The sequence below is a fragment of the Shouchella patagoniensis genome, assembly GCF_002019705.1.
Classification (GTDB): domain Bacteria; phylum Bacillota; class Bacilli; order Bacillales; family Bacillaceae_D; genus Shouchella; species Shouchella patagoniensis.
Genome location: NZ_KV917377.1, coordinates 1,879,263 through 1,896,783, shown reverse-complemented (window position 1 = coordinate 1,896,783; position 17,521 = coordinate 1,879,263). Strand labels below are relative to the sequence as shown.

The following is a 17,521-nucleotide window of genomic DNA, read 5'->3' as shown; positions in this document are numbered from 1 at the left end:
TTCGTTGCAGCTTCAGAGTACAAATAGTCCTTTCAGCAAAGAACAAGCTGATTTATTAAATCAATTATTACCCACGCTGACGGATGAACAAAAAGTATGGCTTAGTGGCTATATTGCTGCGTTAAGAAGTTCCGCTTCAACTGAAGTCGCAGCTACAGTCGCAAATACAGATACGGCTTCTTCAACGCTTGTGGTTCAAGAAAATAAAGCAATTACGATCTTATATGGCTCGCAAACAGGCAACTGTCAGCTTTTAGCTGAGGAAGCAAGCAGCAAATTGAAGGCGCAGGGATTTGAGGTGACGATCTCGTCCATGCATACATACAAGCCCAAGGAACTAAAATCGGTCTCCAATTTGCTTGTGATTGTCAGTACTCATGGCGAAGGCGAACCACCAGATAATGCGATTGCGTTCCATGAATTTTTACAAGGGCGTAAAGCTCCAAAAATGAATGATGTGCGTTACTCTGTCCTTGCTCTTGGTGACTCTTCATACGAGTTTTATTGTCAAACCGGTAAGGAGTTTGATGAACGGCTTGAAACGCTCGGGGGGACCAGATTATATCCACGAGTGGATTGTGATATTGACTTTGATGATGACGCAGCAGGCTGGATTGATGGTGTTGTCGAGAGTTTATCGGAGGATATAGCACAGACAAGTTCTGTACCTGAATTGGCTACTCCGGTAGTGAATACGGACGCAACGTATTCACGTACAAATCCATTCAAAGCTGAAATTTTAGAGAACGTGACACTTAATGGCAGAGGATCGAATAAGGAAACTCGGCATCTCGAATTATCACTAGAAGGGTCTGGGTTTAAGTTTGCTCCTGGAGATAGCGTAGGGATCTTTCCAGAGAATGATGAAGTGCTTGTTCAAATGCTTATAGATGAAATGGGTTGGAATGAAGAAGAGTCTATTCCAGTAAATAAGCAAGGGCATGTACTGACTCTGAAAGAAGCTCTTACTACTCGTTTTGAAATTACAGTTTTAACTAAACCACTAATTGAGAAGGCATCGCTTCTGACAACAAATAACGAATTAAAACAGCTTCTAGCAGTGGGAAATGAAGAATGGCTTCGAGATTATATGGAAGGCCGGGACTTGCTCGATTTTATCCAACAGTTTGGACCTTGGGATGCGACTGCAGCTGATTTTATTTCCATCCTTCGGAAAATTCCACCACGGCTTTATTCGATTGCGAGCAGTTATGCGGCAGAACCAGATGAGGTGCATTTAACTGTGAGTGCCGTTCGATATGATGCACATGGCAGGGAGCGATCAGGAGTTTGCTCTGTTCAGTGTGCTGAAAGAAAGGCACCAGGGGATACATTGCCAATTTTTATTCAACGGAATGAAAACTTTCGTTTACCTGAAAAAAAGGAAACACCAATTATTATGGTCGGCCCAGGTACGGGAGTTGCTCCATTTAGAGCGTTCTTGGAGGAACGAGAGGAGCTTGAAATTGACAGCCCAGCGTGGTTGTTTTTTGGAGATCAACATTTTACAACTGATTTCTTGTATCAAGTGGATTGGCAGCGCTGGGTGAAGGAAGGCATTTTAACAAAAATGGATGTTGCGTTTTCACGTGATACTGAAGAAAAAGTGTACGTTCAACATCGAATGAAAGAACATAGTAAAGAATTGTATCAATGGCTCGAAGATGGCGCTGCATTTTACGTGTGCGGTGACGAAACCCATATGGCAAAAGACGTTCATAATACGCTGCTCTCCATCATTGAAGAAGAAGGCGGATATACAAAAGAAGAAGCTGTTTCATATCTCAATAACATGCAACAACAAAATCGCTATTTACGAGATGTTTATTAATGGAGGAATGACAAATGGCAGATAAGAAAACGACGCTTACTCAAGACGGACCTCCAAGTGATGTAGAACGGATTAAAGACGAAAGCAATTATTTACGCGGATCTTTGGCTGAAGCGTTAGTAGAACCTTTAAGCGCAGGTATTAACGATGATGACAATCGATTAATGAAGTTTCACGGAAGTTACTTGCAAGATGATCGAGATCTACGTGACGAAAGAAGAAAACAAAAGCTAGAGCCTGCCCATCAATTTATGGTTCGTGTTCGCCTTCCAGGGGGAGTAGCAACTTCTAAACAGTGGCTAGCGATGGATGAACTTGCTCATCAGTATGGTAATGGAACCCTTCGACTAACGACACGACAAACATTTCAAATGCATGGTATTTTGAAATGGAACATGAAAAAAAGCATTCAGGGTATCAATCATGCATTGATGGACACAATTGCTGCTTGTGGAGATGTGAACCGTAATGTAATGATTACGCCCAACCCTTACCAATCAGAGTTGCATCAAGAAGTTTACGAATGGTCAAGGAAATTAAGCGATGATTTACTTCCAAAAACACGTGCATATCATGAGATTTGGCTTGGAGAAGAAAAAGTTGCCGGCACACCGCAGCAAGAAGAAGTAGAACCAATGTACGGCAAACATTATTTGCCAAGAAAATTTAAAATTGGAGTTGCCGTTCCTCCGGCAAATGACGTTGATGTATTCTCACAAGATATTGGTTATATTGCAGTCATTAAGGATGAGCGGTTGCATGGGTTTAATGTAGCTGTTGGTGGCGGTATGGGGATGACCCATGGAGATACAAATACGTACCCACAAATAGGTCGTGTTATAGGTTTTTGCAGACCGGAGCAAATGGTAGAGGTTGCAGAGAAATTGATTACAATTCAGCGTGATTATGGCAATCGTTCAGAACGGAAGTATGCGCGTTTTAAGTATACAATTGATCGTTATGGACTTGATTGGTTAATAGAAGAGCTCCATTCACGCCTTGGCTGGAAGCTAGAGAAGATGGAGTCCTATCATTTTGATCACAACGGGGATCGCTATGGCTGGGAAAAAGGTGTAAAAGGGCGTTGGCATTTTACTTTATTCATTCAGAACGGTCGTATAAAAGATGATGGGGATTATCAGCTAATGACAGGGTTACGTGAAATTGCCAAAAAGCATAATGGTGATTTCAGATTGACTGGTAATCAGAACGTTATTATTAGCAATGTAACAACGGCGAAGAAAAAACAAATTAATGCGCTAATTGAGCAATATGGTCTAACAGATGGCTTTCATACGTCGGCGTTGCGGCGTAACTCAATGGCATGTGTTTCTCTGCCAACATGTGGCTTAGCGATGGCTGAATCGGAACGTTATTTACCTAGCCTTGTCAGTAAACTTGAGCTAGTTTTAGACGAAGCTGGTCTACGTGAAGAGGATATCACCATTCGAATGGCTGGATGTCCGAATGGGTGCTCGCGAGCTGCATTGGCGGAGATTGGTTTTATTGGAAAAGCACCTGGTAAATACAATCTCTATTTAGGGGCAGGTTTTGCCGGCGAGCGCTTGAGCAAAATGTATAAAGAGAATATTGGAGAAGCAGAAATTTTAGAAACTCTTGAGCCGCTCATATTTAATTATGCTAAAGAAAGAGAAGATGGCGAGCATTTTGGTGACTATGTGATCAGAGCTGGTTTTATAACAAAGACAGAATCAGGACTCGACTTTCATAAGTAAAAGTTAGCAAGAACCTATTGAAGTACTGGAATAGGTTCTTGCTTTTTTATGGAGAATAATCTAAATTGATTTGGTCTTAAGAAAAACGTAAGCTTTACTAAGGGCTAAATCATATATACTGAAAGTGAAGGAAGAGTTAAAAGGAGGCAACTCTCATGGCTATTAACATACTTGTTGTTGATGATGAAAAAGAAATTGCTGATTTAATAAAATTATATTTAGAACTTGAACATTATGTTGTCCATACCTACTATACGGCTGAAGATGCGCTTAAATGTATTGAAAGAGAGAAATTGGACTTAGCTATATTAGATGTTATGTTACCAGGGACGGATGGTTTCTCAATTTGCAGGAAAATAAGAGAGAAACATAACTATCCAGTTATCATGTTAACGGCAAAAGACGGGGAAGTGGATAAGATTACTGGTTTGACTTTAGGGGCAGATGACTATATGACAAAACCGTTTCGCCCCCTCGAATTAGTTGCAAGGGTCAAAGCGCAATTAAGGCGGTTTACTACATATAATCAAATTGAGACAGAACAAAGCAATGATCATCTGATTGCATTTTCGGGACTCATTTTAGATAAACATTCACGTAAATGCGTTTTAAATGAAAAACCACTCGTTTTAACTCCAAAAGAATTTTCCATTCTATGGTTTCTCTGCTTGAATCGCGGACGAGCAGTTAGTTCAGAAGAGTTATTTCAAGAAGTCTGGGGAGAAAAGTATTTTAACAGTAACAATACAGTGATGGTACACATTCGTCATTTGCGAGAAAAAATGAATGATATCGCCGAAAATCGCGATTATATTAAGACGGTATGGGGAGTAGGTTATATGATTGAATAAGCAGTTTAGCCAACTCAAACAAAAGATGATTGGTCAGGTGCTTTTAATTGCAATACTGGCTGCAATAATGGGATTTGTTTTTTACTACGTATTTGTAGATGGCATCTTACAAGCTCCGTTTGCAGAAATGATTGTATCAATAATCGTTTCTCTATTTAATCTTGATTATTACGAAGCAGTCGGTGTGTATTCAAGGATTTTCAGGCAAAATAAAGTGCTTTGGCTTGCAGTAGGATTTATCGTACTTTTGTTGATCGTATTTTATTTCGCTTTATCAAGATTTAAGAATTACTTTATTGCAATTAGTGAGGGTATTGATCGGTTGGCAGAGGAGTCAGATAAAGAAATCGAATTACCCGAGGAACTTGATTTTATGGAGCGAAAACTAAATTCCGTTAAAGGAGCACTCGAAAAAAGAGCGCAGGCCGTACAGGAGGCTGAACAACGTAAGAATGACCTTGTTGTTTATTTGGCACATGATATTAAAACACCATTGACTTCTGTAATTGGTTATTTAAGTCTATTGAGTGAAGCTTCTGATATGCCAACTGAACAAAAGGCAAAATATGTAGACATTACATTAGAAAAAGCGTACCGTCTGGAACAGCTCATTAATGAATTTTTTGAGATTACACGGTTTAATTTACAGTCAATTGTTTTGGATAAAGAGACAATCCCTCTGCCGTTTATGTTGATGCAGTTGGCTGATGAGTTCTATCCTTTACTTGCACCAAGAGGACAAAAGGCTAATGTCAATGCTGAAGAAGGAATCAAAGTTTATGCAGACCCAGACAAGCTTGCACGTGTATTTAATAACATCCTTAAAAATGCGATTGCGTATAGCGAGCAGAATAGTGTCATTGATATTAGTGTTCAGAGAGAAAACACATCTGTCATCGTGTCTTTCAAAAACAAAGGAAAGGCTATTCCTGAACAGAAATTAGAGTTGATTTTTGAAAAATTTTATCGCTTAGACTCGGCGAGAGGCACACAAACAGGTGGTTCTGGATTAGGACTTGCTATTGCAAAAGAAATCATTGTAGCCCATGGTGGTACGATTTCAGCTACGAGTAATGAAGAGGAAACCGTCTTTACTGTTGTGCTCCCTTTAAAAAATTAAGGGAATCTTAAGGTTTTGCTAAATAGAAGTTAAAAAACAACACGTTCTTACATGGTTCAATAGAAGCATGAGAGAAGAGGGGTTGTTTGTAATGAGATCTTACACATTTAAAGAGAAAGTTGCAGCTGCTTTTGTATTGGTTATTGTGGTAGGAGTCTTATGGATGATGGAGAATCAATACTCACTACTGGGATGGAGTAAAACAGAAGGGGTAATAGAGCTAAATATTGCTAGCGACCATGCTATTTTAACAAGTTTAGGTGCTGAAGAAGAGGTTTTAATGGAGAAAGCGAGTGACGAATCGTTTTATCCTGCTTCGTTGACAAAAATGATGACAGTTCTTGTGGCAATTGAAGAAACAACCAACTTAAGTGAGCCTGTTTTACTTAATGGACAACTTTTTATGAATTTAGAAGGTACAGGTTCTTCCATGGCAGGATTTTATCCTGGCGAAGAGGTAACTTTAATTGATCTACTTTTTGGGGCAATGCTACCATCTGGCGCAGAAGCTTCTATAGGACTCGCTGTACATATAGCAGGATCGGAAACAGCTTTTGTTGACCGAATGAATGCGAAGGCAAGTGAGCTCAACATGCAAGATACACAGTTTGCTAATGCTACCGGATTACATGATGCGAACCAATATACAACGAGTGAAGACATGGCACGTTTGTTGAGATATGCGCTAAAGAATGAACACTTTCGAGAGGTGTTTACAGCTAAATCTCACGTAACAAATCCGTCCGCGCTACATCCAAATGGAATAACGCTACAGAGTACATTATTTACGAAAGTACCTGACACACAGTGGTTTGAAGGTGAGATTCTTGGCGGGAAGACAGGTTATACGAAAGAAGCTGGCTTGTGCTTAGCGACTTTAGCAGTTGTAAATGGTGAGGAATACATTTTAATTACTGCAAAAGCGGATGGGAATCATCATACGGAGCCTTATCATATTCAAGATGCGTTAGATGTATATCAAGGGATTTCTTATCAATTATAAAAAATCGAATACATTTACTCTCTGAATGAACATCGAAAAAGCCCGTGCTTAAGCAGTGGGCATTTTTTTTGCAGTACGTTTCAAAATAGCTTGTATCGATGCAAACAATAAGGTGATGAGAGGATTTTCATTAGCTGTAAAATCAATTTAAATTGGATGTAAAGACTTTTTTGGTTAACTTCTTTTATTTATTGATTGTAATCTGCTATAATAAAAGATTGTAGAATGAAAATGACAATCGCTTAAAAAATGCGAATTTATTATAGCAAAAAACGAATCAGAAAGAGGGATCGAAATGACTAAGGAATCGATATATGGTTTAACGATGGCTCAGTTAACCGATTGGCTGACAGAGCGAGGATATAAAAAATTTCGTGCGACGCAAGTATGGGACTGGCTTTATCGGAAACGGGTTAAATCGTTTGCGGATATGAGTAATGTGAATAAAGATTGTCTCGACTTGTTAGAAGAAAATTTTTCAATGGAAACGTTAGAAGAGCATGTGCGTCAAGAATCAAAAGATGGCACAATTAAATTTCTATTTAAACTGAGCGATAACAATTTAATTGAAACAGTTTTAATGCGCCATAAATATGGTCTCTCTGTTTGTGTAACGACTCAAGTTGGTTGTAACATTGGCTGTAGTTTCTGTGCGAGTGGATTATTAAAAAAGAACCGCGATTTATCAAGTGGTGAGATCGTTGAACAAATTTTAAAAGTCCAATTCCACCTAGATTCAAAAGGTCAAGATGAACGTGTTAGCCATGTTGTTGTAATGGGTATAGGGGAGCCATTTGATAACTTCAAAAATACAGTTGATTTTCTTGACGTTATTAAAGACCATAAAGGGCTTGCAATTGGTGCAAGACATATCACTGTTTCTACAAGTGGCCTTGCCCATAAGATTAAAGAGTTTGCTGATTTAAAAACGCAAGTTAATTTGGCTGTGTCGTTACATGCGCCAAACGATGAGCTTCGTTCTCGAATTATGAAAATCAACAAAGCGTTTCCTATCGAGAAATTAATGGACTCGGTTAACTATTATTTGGATACAACAAATCGCCGAGTAACATATGAATATATTCTTATAAAAGATGTAAACGATCATAAAGAAGAGGCACTAGAACTAGCAGAGTTAATTGGGGACAAACGACATCTTTCTTACGTTAACTTAATTCCGTATAACCCAGTTGATGAGCATGGTCAGTATCAAAGAAGCACGCCTGAAGCGATTTCGCAGTTCTTTGATACATTGAAGAAAAAAGGAATTAATTGTGGTGTTCGTTTGGAACAAGGAACGGACATTGATGCTGCGTGTGGTCAATTGCGGAGTAAGCAAGAGAAGAAAAAGAAAGAAAAAGCGATTTAATATCGCGCGCCCTTGTTTGGCTATTTTGCCGAATGGGGCGTTTTTCATTAATTAGAAAGAAAAATGAGGTGGGAAGATGAGAGGTGTAATCGTTTTGGATGTGAACTATCATCTTTCAATCGTTGCAACAAGATGGGGATTACATCTGACGATATCTCTTTCAAGGAAAAGGGGCGAGTTGGGGCAGTGGTTATATGTAAAACCATTTGTCCTATTCATAAAAAGTTATCGGATGAGTTAACGGAAAATTCCGTCGGTGAAAGTGTCATTAAGATACAGTGTTGCTGACAAAAAACACGGGGTAGAGTGTTCGAAGGGATCAAGCAGCTGTTTTCTAAAGTATCTAAAGCAGAGCAGTTGCTTCACTTCTTTCCTTTGGAAGTCAGCTTTATGCGATTCCGCAACATTTACCGTCCGGACAAAACAAAAGGAATTAAAAGAAACCATTTTTCGGTTTGCTATGGGAGGTGGAAGATGGTGTTGAGCTACTAGAAACATGGGAAGAGTAAAATCTATGACAAGAATCATATAGAATGCCTTACACGCATGAATGGTTTTTCGCATAGTGAGTGCTAAACTAAAAAGTAGGTTTAGAAAAAGGAGTGAATAACATGAGAATACCTTCTTTCATCGGTATTGGCAGCTGGGTCATAGCTGCCGCCTATTTTTTGTATGAGCCTCTCGCAATTGCTGCATCTCAAGCGACCTATAGCGCGATTCAACAGCCAATGAGTGACTTAGGCGTTACTGAATGCGGAATAAATACGTATCCATGGGCAAATTATGACATTTGCTCCCCTCATGCGGCTATCGTGAATGGTTTGTTTCTGCTTACAGCGATCGCGATTAGTGTGGGTACTTTCTATTTGTATCAGGCGTCACAGAAGAGCCAAACGATTAAGGTAGCAGTTGGATTATTGCTTGTGTTTTCTATTGGCAATGGGTTTAGCGTCATACCAGCAAATGTTCATTTCGATTGGCATACTGTACCTGCTTTGATTGCCATGGTTGCAGTGATTCCTGCAATCGGATTATTTGGGTTAAATATGAGAAAAGGCAAATGGTTGTCGTATATCTGTTGTTTCCTTACGTTATTAATCTTCGTAGGATTCATTCTTATCGTCTTTTTTCCGTTGGAAATTGGAGGACTATTGCAGCGTGTTTTTTACGGGATAATTTATAGTTGGGGCATTGGAATGAGTTTGGTTCTTACGAATGATAGAACCAAATAAGACAAGTAGATGTACAAGGCGAACGGTTTATGGATAAATCAAAGATTAGCTGGATCAATTAAATAAAAACCGAGCTAAATTGGATCGTGACGGCAACGTTATAATAGCGGAAACAAAAAAGAAAGCAGGTGCATTTATGATAGCGCATACATTATCCGAAAACTTCTTTTTTGGAACAGCTGCCCCGGCTACACAGATGGAAGGGGCTTCTTCCGTTGGAGGAAAAGGCAAGAATATTTGGGATTACTGGTTTGAATAGGAACCGGATCGTTTTCATAATGGCATTGGACCAGAACATAGCATTTGCAAAAATTTAATTGTAAACATTAAAACGACAAAGGATAAGTTGTCCGGGTGAGACGTTTAAACATGGGCAAAACTCATTTTAATACGATAAGATAAGAGGGTAAGTTTTCTATGTGAACAAGCATTACGAATGATCGAAATGAACATATTTATAATGTAATTACGTTAAAAAAGAACAAAAGTTATTGACTTAAGCTTGATATTGTTTTAAATTTACAATGTAGGGTGTGAAAAATGAACATGAATCCTAAACAAAGAAGATCACAAATTAAACAGTTTTTAGATGCAAATGGAAAAGCGGATATTGATCAATTAGCAGAATCGCTTGATGTATCGCATATGACCATTAGGCGTGATCTAACGCAACTTGAGGCAGAGAACCAAGTTATCCGAACTCATGGGGGAGCTATCCTCCATAAGTCGTTAATAAAAGAAACGCCATATGCTCGTAAAGAAGTTGAAGAACTGCAAGCCAAAAAAGCAATCGCACAAGAAGCGGTTGCACTAATTGAAAAGAATGCAACCATTTTGATCGATTCTGGTACAACGACACTTGAGTTAGTCAGGTTACTCAAGGATCGCGATGATTTAACGGTCATTACAAATGATATAAAAATCGCGTCAGAATTAATTAATGCGAAACCTAAATGCATTGTTACGGGTGGAGAAGTTCAGCCTGAAGTAGGTACTCTTTACGGATCCCATGCGCAGGAGTTACTTCGAACCATCCACGTGGATTTGTTCATACTAGGAGCGCATGCGGTGGATAAGAATGCTGGGGTTACGGCACCCACTCTTGAAAAGGCAAGAATTAAGCAGTTGATGATGGAGGCTGCTGAAAAAACATGGCTTATAAGTGATTCACGTAAGTTTAATGAAAAAGCATTTGCACATGTTTGTGATTTAGGTTTATTAGAAGGTATTATCTCAGATGCCAGATTAAGTGAAAATGAGGCAGAAACCTATCACGAAAAGATTCAATTAGTGCAGTTTTAGATAATTGGAGGGGAACCAAATGAAGATAGGCGTTATTGCAGATGACCTAACAGGCGCTAATGCTTCTGGTGTAAAGTTGGTAAAACAAGGGTTTCAATCAACAACAATTGTGCATAGTGCTAGCTTGCCTGTTAATAGTTTTTATGATGCAGTCATTATGGATACAGATAGCCGCTATATAGAAACTGATTTGGCAAAACAGCGAGTTAGTCGAGCAATGAAGCAATTAAATGATTGGGGAGCCGAGGTTTTTACAAAGCGGATCGATAGCACGGTAAGAGGAAATATAGGCGCTGAGATTGATGAAATGTTAGCGAATATGAGTGATGGTGCAGTAAGTATCATTATGCCTTCCTTCCCTGATTCCGGTCGAACAATGGCAGGTGGGTATCTGCTTCTTGACGGTGTTCCACTTCAAGAAACGTATGTTTCAAAAGATCCAATCTCACCAATAAAAAAATCTTATGTTCCGGAATTGATGAAGGAACAATCGCATCATCAAGTTGGTTATATTGGATTAAGTGCAGTGATGGAAGGCCAGAAAGCATTTTTGGAAGGGCTCTCACAAGAGCTTTCTAAGGGAAATAAAGTCATAGTTGTTGATGCTACAACAAATGAGCAAATTGAAGATGTAGCAGAAGCATTAGCAAGTACTGGGAAAACATTTCTATGTGCTGATCCCGGCCCGCTTACAGCAAGCTATGCTCGGGCGGTTACGAAAAAGCATAATAAAAAAGCGAATATCCTTGTTGCTGTAGGGAGTGCGACTAGTTTAACAGGTACACAGCTTTCCTATTTAATAGATAAAACAGGTTCTTCTCCTATTTATGTAAATCCAGAGCCGCTTGCTAGTTATACGAGTTCATGGGAAGAGGAAGTAAATAGGGCGACAGTAGCCGCTCTTAAGCAAGCAAAAGAGGATCGTATCTTAATTGTGACCACTCATAAACCAGGACAAGAGCTTGTCGATTTGAAGGCCAAGGCACTGAGTGAAAATAAAAGTAGTGACGCACTTGCGAAACGAATTACAGATGGATTAGCAACAATTAGCCGAAAACTATTAACAAGTGATACAGTGGCATTTGTTGGTTGTTTTACAAGTGGAGGAGATGTAACGGCTTCTGTTTGCGCTCTTGGTCGTGCCAATGGAATCGCATTAAAAGATGAGGTTATGCCACTTGCAGCTTATGGCACATTTGATGGAGGTTATTTTGATGGCCTTCCTGTTGTGACAAAAGGTGGATTAATTGGTGATAAGAAAGCCATTTATGAATGTGTAAAGTTTATTGAAACAAAATCTAGATAAATAGGGAGAGGTTTACGATGACAAAGCCAATGATTGCAGTAACAATGGGAGATCCAGCAGGCATAGGGCCGGAAATTACAATTGGCTCACTTGATAAAAAAGAAATCTATGATGTGTGTACGCCTGTAGTAATCGGGAATGCGGCAGTTCTTGAAAAATTATTGCCTGTGAAAAAAGCAGATTTGAAACTGAACCGTATTAAAAAACCATCAGAAGCGATTGGCGAATATGGAACGATTGATGTGATTGATTTTGCGGAGCTATCAGCTTATGAATTTGGGGAAGTGAATGCAGAATGTGGCACGGCAGCGTTTGAATACATTAAACATGCAGCAGAGCTATGTAAAACAAACGAGGTTCAAGCCATGGCTACTGCACCAATTAATAAGGAATCTCTGAAAGCAGCAGAGGTGCCTTATATCGGGCATACTGAGATGCTTGCAGGTTTGTCTGGCATCGATGATCCACTCACAATGTTTGAAGTTCGTAATATGCGTATCTTTTTCTTAACACGTCACTTGTCTTTAAAAGATGCGATCGGACAAATGACAAAAGAACGTGTACAAGATTATTTGATTCGTTGTGATGATGCACTTAAACAACTTGGTGTTGAAAGTCGGAAATTTGCTGTAGCTGGTTTAAATCCTCACAGCGGCGAAAACGGATTGTTTGGTTATGAAGAAATGGATGAAATTAAGCCTGGTATTGAATTAGCGAGAGCTGATGGAATTGACGCAGTAGGACCTGTGCCTGCTGATTCTGTTTTCTTTCAAGCATTAAATGGCCGTTATGATGCAGTCTTGTCACTTTATCATGACCAAGGGCATATCGCTGCAAAAATGACAGATTTTCATCGGACGATTTCTATCACAAACGGATTGCCGTTCTTACGTACTTCTGTTGACCATGGAACAGCATTTGATATTGCTGGAAAAGGAATCGCAAGCTCTGTCAGCATGGAAGAAAGCATTAAACTGGCAGCGAAATACGCACCACATTTTGTTAATGCATAATGAAGCGAGGCTGCATCACGCAGCCTATGCTTTTAACCGATATAAAAGCGCTTACTTAAAAGGAGGAATGACTTGTGGATGTACCAGTGTCAGGAAATCAAATGATAGTCGGTCTCGCAATTGCAATCATCGTATTAATCTTTCTTGTTGTCAAAACAAAAGTGCATGTCTTTTTAGCACTCATCATTGCGGCTTCCATAACGGGGTTAATTGGAGGAATGACCCCACCTGCAGTTATTGACGCCATAACTCAAGGTTTTGGAAATACGCTTGGATCTATTGCCATTGTTATTGGTTTTGGTGTCATGATGGGACGAATTTTAGAGGTTTCGGGAGCGGCAGAACGGCTTGCCTATACGATTGTCAAAGTATTGGGAAAACGAAAAGAAGAATGGGCAATGGCGTTAACTGGTTATATTGTGGCAATACCGATTTTCGTTGACTCTGCCTTCATTATTTTAAGTCCCCTTGCGAAGGCACTATCTAAGAAATCAGGGAAATCAATTGTTGCACTTGCTGTTGCATTAGCTGGTGGTGCAGTTGTTATGCACAGCGCTGTTCCTCCCACCCCTGGTCCTCTTGGAGTAGCTGGGATTTTTGGGATTGACATTGGTTTAATGATCCTAGCAGGAATGATTTTTGCTATACCTATTGTTATTAGCATGGTTATATACGCAAAATGGTTAGGAAAAAGGATCTATCAACTACCTAGTGAAGATGGGATGGATTGGATTCGTCCAGAGGAACAAATTTCTGTGGATGATTGGATGGAAGAGAAAGAAAGTAAAAATTTGCCATCTTTATTCCGGTCCGCTCTGCCAATTATTGTGCCCGTATTACTCATTTTCATGAATACAACAGTTACTGCTATGGAACTGTCTGGAACAATTGTTGACTATATTCGTTTCTTCGGTAATCCTGTCATTGCAGTAGGTATAGCTGTATTATTAGCAATATACGGATTATTCGGTCATGTTCGACGTGCAGAAGCACTGGAGCGCATGGAGGAAGGGATTAAGCAAGCGGGGATTGTCTTACTTGTTACAGGTGCAGGTGGAGCTCTTGGTTTTGTTCTGAGAGAAACGGGCGTTGGTGACCATATTGCAGAAATTGTCGTAAATACGGGAGTACCTGCGATTCTTCTTCCATTCGTTATTGCAACTCTTGTTCGCTTTATCCAAGGAAGCGGAACAGTCGCGATGATTACAGCGGCATCTATATCTGCTCCGATACTCTCTGGAATGGATGTAAACATGGTTTTGGCCGCACAGGCAGCGGCGCTAGGTTCATTATTTTTCTCCTATTTTAATGACAGCTTATTCTGGGTTGTAAACCGCACGATTGGTATTAAACAAGCAAAAGAACAGATTCTAGTTTGGTCAGTCCCAACAACAATTGCTTGGTTTGTTTCTCTTATCTTATTAATTATTGCAGATTTTATCTTCTAAATGTAAATGAACTTAACAAACAAACGAGGTGAGTTTTATACTCATCTCGTTTATTTGTATTGAAGAGAGCTCCTCTATTGTGATAAAAAATTGGAGCTTCAGTAGATCAAGTGACCAAATTGTCTAACACCTGTTTAAATCTATTGAAAATAGGTTACTCAAAAAAGAGAATAAACAAGGGGATAAGTAAATGATTTTCTCACATAATGCATTGCAAGATAAACATATTCTAATTACAGGCGCAACAGGAGGAATTGGCTATGAAACAGCCAAAACAGTTGTACAGATGGGTGCCGATGTAACGATTACCGGTCGAAACGAAGAAAAACTTAATGAACTGAAAAAAGACATAAATGAGGATAAGCGTGTTTTTGTCCGAACAGCTGACTTAAATAACGAAAAGGATCGAAAAGAATTGGTTGAAGAAGCCATTAAACAACATGGTCCAATTTACGGCCTCGTTAATTCTGCGGGTGTGAGTGGTGGATCGACAGTGGAGGATCTTGATGAGGATACATTACAATCAATTATGCAAACAAATTTCATCTCACTAATCTTGTTGACTCAGGAAGCTTACCGATCAATAAAAAAGCAAAACCAAGGAGCTGTGATAAACGTCTCTTCTCTATCAGGTTTACGTGGGACATATGCGAATACAGCGTATGCTGGGAGTAAGTTTGCGTTAATTGGGTTTACGCAGTCGTTTGCATTAGAAGCAATTGAGTATGGTGTTCGAGTAAACGCGGTTTGTCCTGGCTTTGTTAACACAGAAATGGGGAGAAATGCAATGAACAACAAAGCACAAAGAAATAAAATTTCCTTTGAAGATCAATTTGAAAAAGTAAAAGAAGGTCTGCCGACGGGTAGAATAACAGAACCAAATGAAGTAGCTCGATCTATTGCTTTTCTTTTGACTGATGCCGCTACGAATATCGTAGGTGAGTCATTAAAAATTTCTGGCGGTAGTGTGATGAGGTAAGTTTAAAAAAGCTTGTGATTTAAAATCATACGTTTATAACCACGTGCACTTAAGACGAAAAGACTGTTCCATTAGCATGGGTGAACACCAAAAGCAAGGACAAACCTGTAAGAAAGAAAAGCCGAATGAATACGACTCTCTTCTTTTTTGAGCGAGTGCTTGCCCGATTAAAGTTCCTATGGTAGCGTTGACATAGAACATTATAAAAAAAGCCACTGGGGGTGCTATTTTTAGCTGAGAGAGGCGTAGCCTTAACCCTTATTGACCTGATCTAGTTCATACTAGCGGAGGGAAGTAGGCAAAATGTGTATTTCCTGCCACTTTTCCCACTATATGAGAAGTGGTTTTTTTGTGGAAAGGAAGTATTCATTTGAAAATCGACGATATTTTAGGTCAAGTTGATACGAGAAGTGATGAATTAATTCAACTTATATCTGATCTCCTATCGTACCAAACGGAGGCGCCACCAGCTAGAAATACTGCAGCTATTCAGGACTACATCTCAAAGCAATTGCAGATGATGAATCTGAATGTGGAACAGTGGGAGCTCTATCCAGGTGATCCGATCGTAGTCGGGGTGAAGAAAGGTAAGAGCCCTAATACTTATCAAAGTCTAATTTTGAATGGGCATGTAGATGTAGCTTCTGTTGGTAGTGACGAAGAGTGGGAACATGAACCTTTTAATCCGTTTGTAGACAATGGCATGCTTTATGGACGAGGAGCAGCAGATATGAAGGGTGGCTTAGGCGCATGTATATTTGCTTTGAAATTGCTTCATGACAACAATGTGAACCTCCAAGGTGATGTTATTTTTCAGTCTGTTACTGGAGAGGAAGTTGGAGAAGCTGGTACAAAGAGTTGTTGTGAACGTGGATATAAAGCAGATTATGCACTTGTAGCTGACACAAGTAATTGTGAACTCCATGGTCAAGGAGGCGTTATAACAGGTTGGATAACGTTGAAAAGTCCAACAACCCATCATGATGGAACGCGTCATCAAATGATTCATGCTGGTGGTGGGGTAAAGGCTGCAAGTGCTATTGAAAAAATGGCAAAATTAATGAACGCTTTACAAGAACTAGAAAGGGATTGGGCCGTTACTAAATCATATCCAGGCTTTCCGGCAGGTGCAAATACAATAAATCCTGCTGTAATTGAAGGAGGCCGTCATGCAGCGTTTATCGCTGATGAATGTAGACTCTGGATTACTGTTCATTTTTATCCGAATGAAACTGCTGACAGTGTCGCAAAAGAAATTGAAGCGCATTTGTTTGCCGCTGCTCAAGCGGATGTATGGATGAAGGACCACCCACCCACCTTTACATGGGGAGGTTCATCAATGATAGAGGATCGAGGTGAAGTGTTTCCTTCTTTTTCAATTGATGAAAACCATCGAGGCGCGCTTACACTGAAGGAAGCGCATAAATCGATTTTCTTAAGTGATGCACAGGTAGGAATGTCTTCCTCAGTCAATGATGGAGGATGGTTGGCAGAGTATGGGATACCAACTGTTTGTTACGGTCCAGGAGAATTAAAACATGCGCACGCAGTAGATGAGCATGTAGAAATAAAACAGTTAATCCTTTATACGAAATCTATTTTACAATTTATGCTAAATTGGTGTAATCAATCAAAAGAGGAGCGTTCACATGACATTTACGAAGCGAATTAGAGAAAGTGCAGACTCTATATGGAAGGCAAGTCATGCTCATCCATTTGTTCAAGAACTAGGTCAAGGCACGCTGGATATCGGGGCGTTTAAATATTATATGTGCCAAGACTATAAGTATTTAATTGATTATTCTCGTGTGATGGCCCTTGGAAGTGTGCTTGCACCAGATTTAGAAACAATGTCAGGCTTTGCTGCTGCGCTAGATGAAACATTAAATACAGAAATGGAATTGCACCGTAACTATGCAGCACGATTAGGTATATCACGTGAAGAATTAGAAGCAACGGTTCCTGGTCCTACGACACTTGCATACAGTAGCGCTATGCTGGCTGAAGCCCAGAAAGGGTCACTTGCTGAATTAATTGCAGCGATTTTGCCTTGTGCCTGGAGTTATTACGAAATTGGAAAAGCACTAGCAGAAATACCAGGAGCGCTCGAACATGAGCAATATGGTGAATGGGTTAAAATGTATTCGTCAGATGAGTTTGGAGAAATAGCAGAATGGTTGATTGCTACGTTGGACAAGTTGGCAGACGGTAAAACCCCGGAAGAGTTAAACCGAATTGAAGCGATCTTTTTAAATACAAGTCGTTATGAATATATGTTTTGGGATATGGCTTATAAAAAAGAAGGATGGCCAGTCGAATAGGAATAAAAAA

The 17,521-nt window shown here is 39.6% G+C and carries 14 protein-coding genes, 1 pseudogene and 1 riboswitch; all 15 genes and pseudogenes read left to right on the top strand.

The genetic code is table 11. From position 1 onward, the window contains the following. The first annotated feature begins 4 nt into the window (after positions 1–4). The 15 genes and pseudogenes from BK584_RS10140 to tenA all read left to right on the top strand — a co-directional run bounded on the left by BK584_RS10140 (position 5) and on the right by tenA (position 17,511). Positions 5–1,831, top strand: coding sequence for an assimilatory sulfite reductase (NADPH) flavoprotein subunit (locus tag BK584_RS10140; protein WP_078392487.1), 1,827 nt, complete (start codon positions 5–7; stop codon positions 1,829–1,831). A 14-nt stretch (positions 1,832–1,845) separates the two neighbouring features. Further along, positions 1,846–3,567 carry an assimilatory sulfite reductase (NADPH) hemoprotein subunit gene (cysI, locus tag BK584_RS10135; protein ID WP_078392486.1) on the top strand — a complete coding sequence of 574 codons (1,722 nt, stop codon included), beginning with the start codon at positions 1,846–1,848 and terminating at the stop codon, positions 3,565–3,567. A 155-nt stretch (positions 3,568–3,722) separates the two neighbouring features. Continuing rightward, positions 3,723–4,418 carry a VanR-ABDEGLN family response regulator transcription factor gene (gene vanR / locus BK584_RS10130; protein WP_078392485.1) on the top strand — a complete coding sequence of 232 codons (696 nt, stop codon included), beginning with the start codon at positions 3,723–3,725 and terminating at the stop codon, positions 4,416–4,418. Between the two features lie 25 nt (positions 4,419–4,443). After that, entirely contained in the window at positions 4,444–5,538 is a 1,095-nt protein-coding gene (locus BK584_RS10125) for a sensor histidine kinase (protein ID WP_078395535.1), read from the top strand. Positions 5,539–5,629: 91 nt separating this feature from the next. Further along, on the top strand, positions 5,630–6,541 hold the full coding sequence (locus BK584_RS10120) for a D-alanyl-D-alanine carboxypeptidase family protein (protein ID WP_078392484.1): 912 nt from the start codon (positions 5,630–5,632) through the stop codon (positions 6,539–6,541). Positions 6,542–6,836: 295 nt separating this feature from the next. Continuing rightward, the gene (gene rlmN, locus BK584_RS10115) at positions 6,837–7,910 is read left to right on the top strand and encodes a dual-specificity RNA methyltransferase RlmN (protein ID WP_078392483.1); all 1,074 of its coding nucleotides are present in this window, start codon (positions 6,837–6,839) and stop codon (positions 7,908–7,910) included. A 611-nt stretch (positions 7,911–8,521) separates the two neighbouring features. Then, positions 8,522–9,142, top strand: coding sequence for a DUF998 domain-containing protein (locus tag BK584_RS10110; protein WP_078392482.1), 621 nt, complete (start codon positions 8,522–8,524; stop codon positions 9,140–9,142). A gap of 136 nt (positions 9,143–9,278) precedes the next feature. Continuing rightward, positions 9,279–9,398: pseudogene (locus tag BK584_RS24140) on the top strand (family 1 glycosylhydrolase); the annotation flags it as partial. A gap of 284 nt (positions 9,399–9,682) precedes the next feature. Continuing rightward, positions 9,683–10,444, top strand: coding sequence for a DeoR/GlpR family DNA-binding transcription regulator (locus BK584_RS10105; protein ID WP_367579289.1), 762 nt, complete (start codon positions 9,683–9,685; stop codon positions 10,442–10,444). A 19-nt stretch (positions 10,445–10,463) separates the two neighbouring features. Further along, entirely contained in the window at positions 10,464–11,750 is a 1,287-nt protein-coding gene (locus tag BK584_RS10100; protein ID WP_078392481.1) for a four-carbon acid sugar kinase family protein, read from the top strand. 17 nt (positions 11,751–11,767) lie between these two features. Continuing rightward, positions 11,768–12,763 carry a 4-hydroxythreonine-4-phosphate dehydrogenase PdxA gene (gene pdxA / locus BK584_RS10095; RefSeq protein WP_078392480.1) on the top strand — a complete coding sequence of 332 codons (996 nt, stop codon included), beginning with the start codon at positions 11,768–11,770 and terminating at the stop codon, positions 12,761–12,763. A gap of 101 nt (positions 12,764–12,864) precedes the next feature. Further along, a complete protein-coding gene (locus BK584_RS10090; RefSeq protein WP_078395531.1) occupies positions 12,865–14,211 on the top strand; it encodes a GntP family permease in 1,347 nt (448 codons plus the stop codon). 190 nt (positions 14,212–14,401) lie between these two features. Further along, a complete protein-coding gene (locus BK584_RS10085) occupies positions 14,402–15,190 on the top strand; it encodes an SDR family NAD(P)-dependent oxidoreductase (RefSeq protein WP_078392479.1) in 789 nt (262 codons plus the stop codon). 207 nt (positions 15,191–15,397) lie between these two features. After that, positions 15,398–15,500: riboswitch (TPP riboswitch) on the top strand. A 54-nt stretch (positions 15,501–15,554) separates the two neighbouring features. Next, positions 15,555–16,862 (top strand): acetylornithine deacetylase, encoded by a 1,308-nt coding sequence (locus tag BK584_RS10080; RefSeq protein WP_078395529.1) that lies wholly within the window; start codon positions 15,555–15,557, stop codon positions 16,860–16,862. Beyond that, positions 16,840–17,511, top strand: a complete 672-nt coding sequence (gene tenA / locus BK584_RS10075; RefSeq protein WP_078392478.1) for a thiaminase II — start codon at positions 16,840–16,842, stop codon at positions 17,509–17,511. Before BK584_RS10080 ends, tenA begins: the two co-directional genes overlap by 23 nt. Positions 17,512–17,521 lie beyond the last annotated feature (10 nt).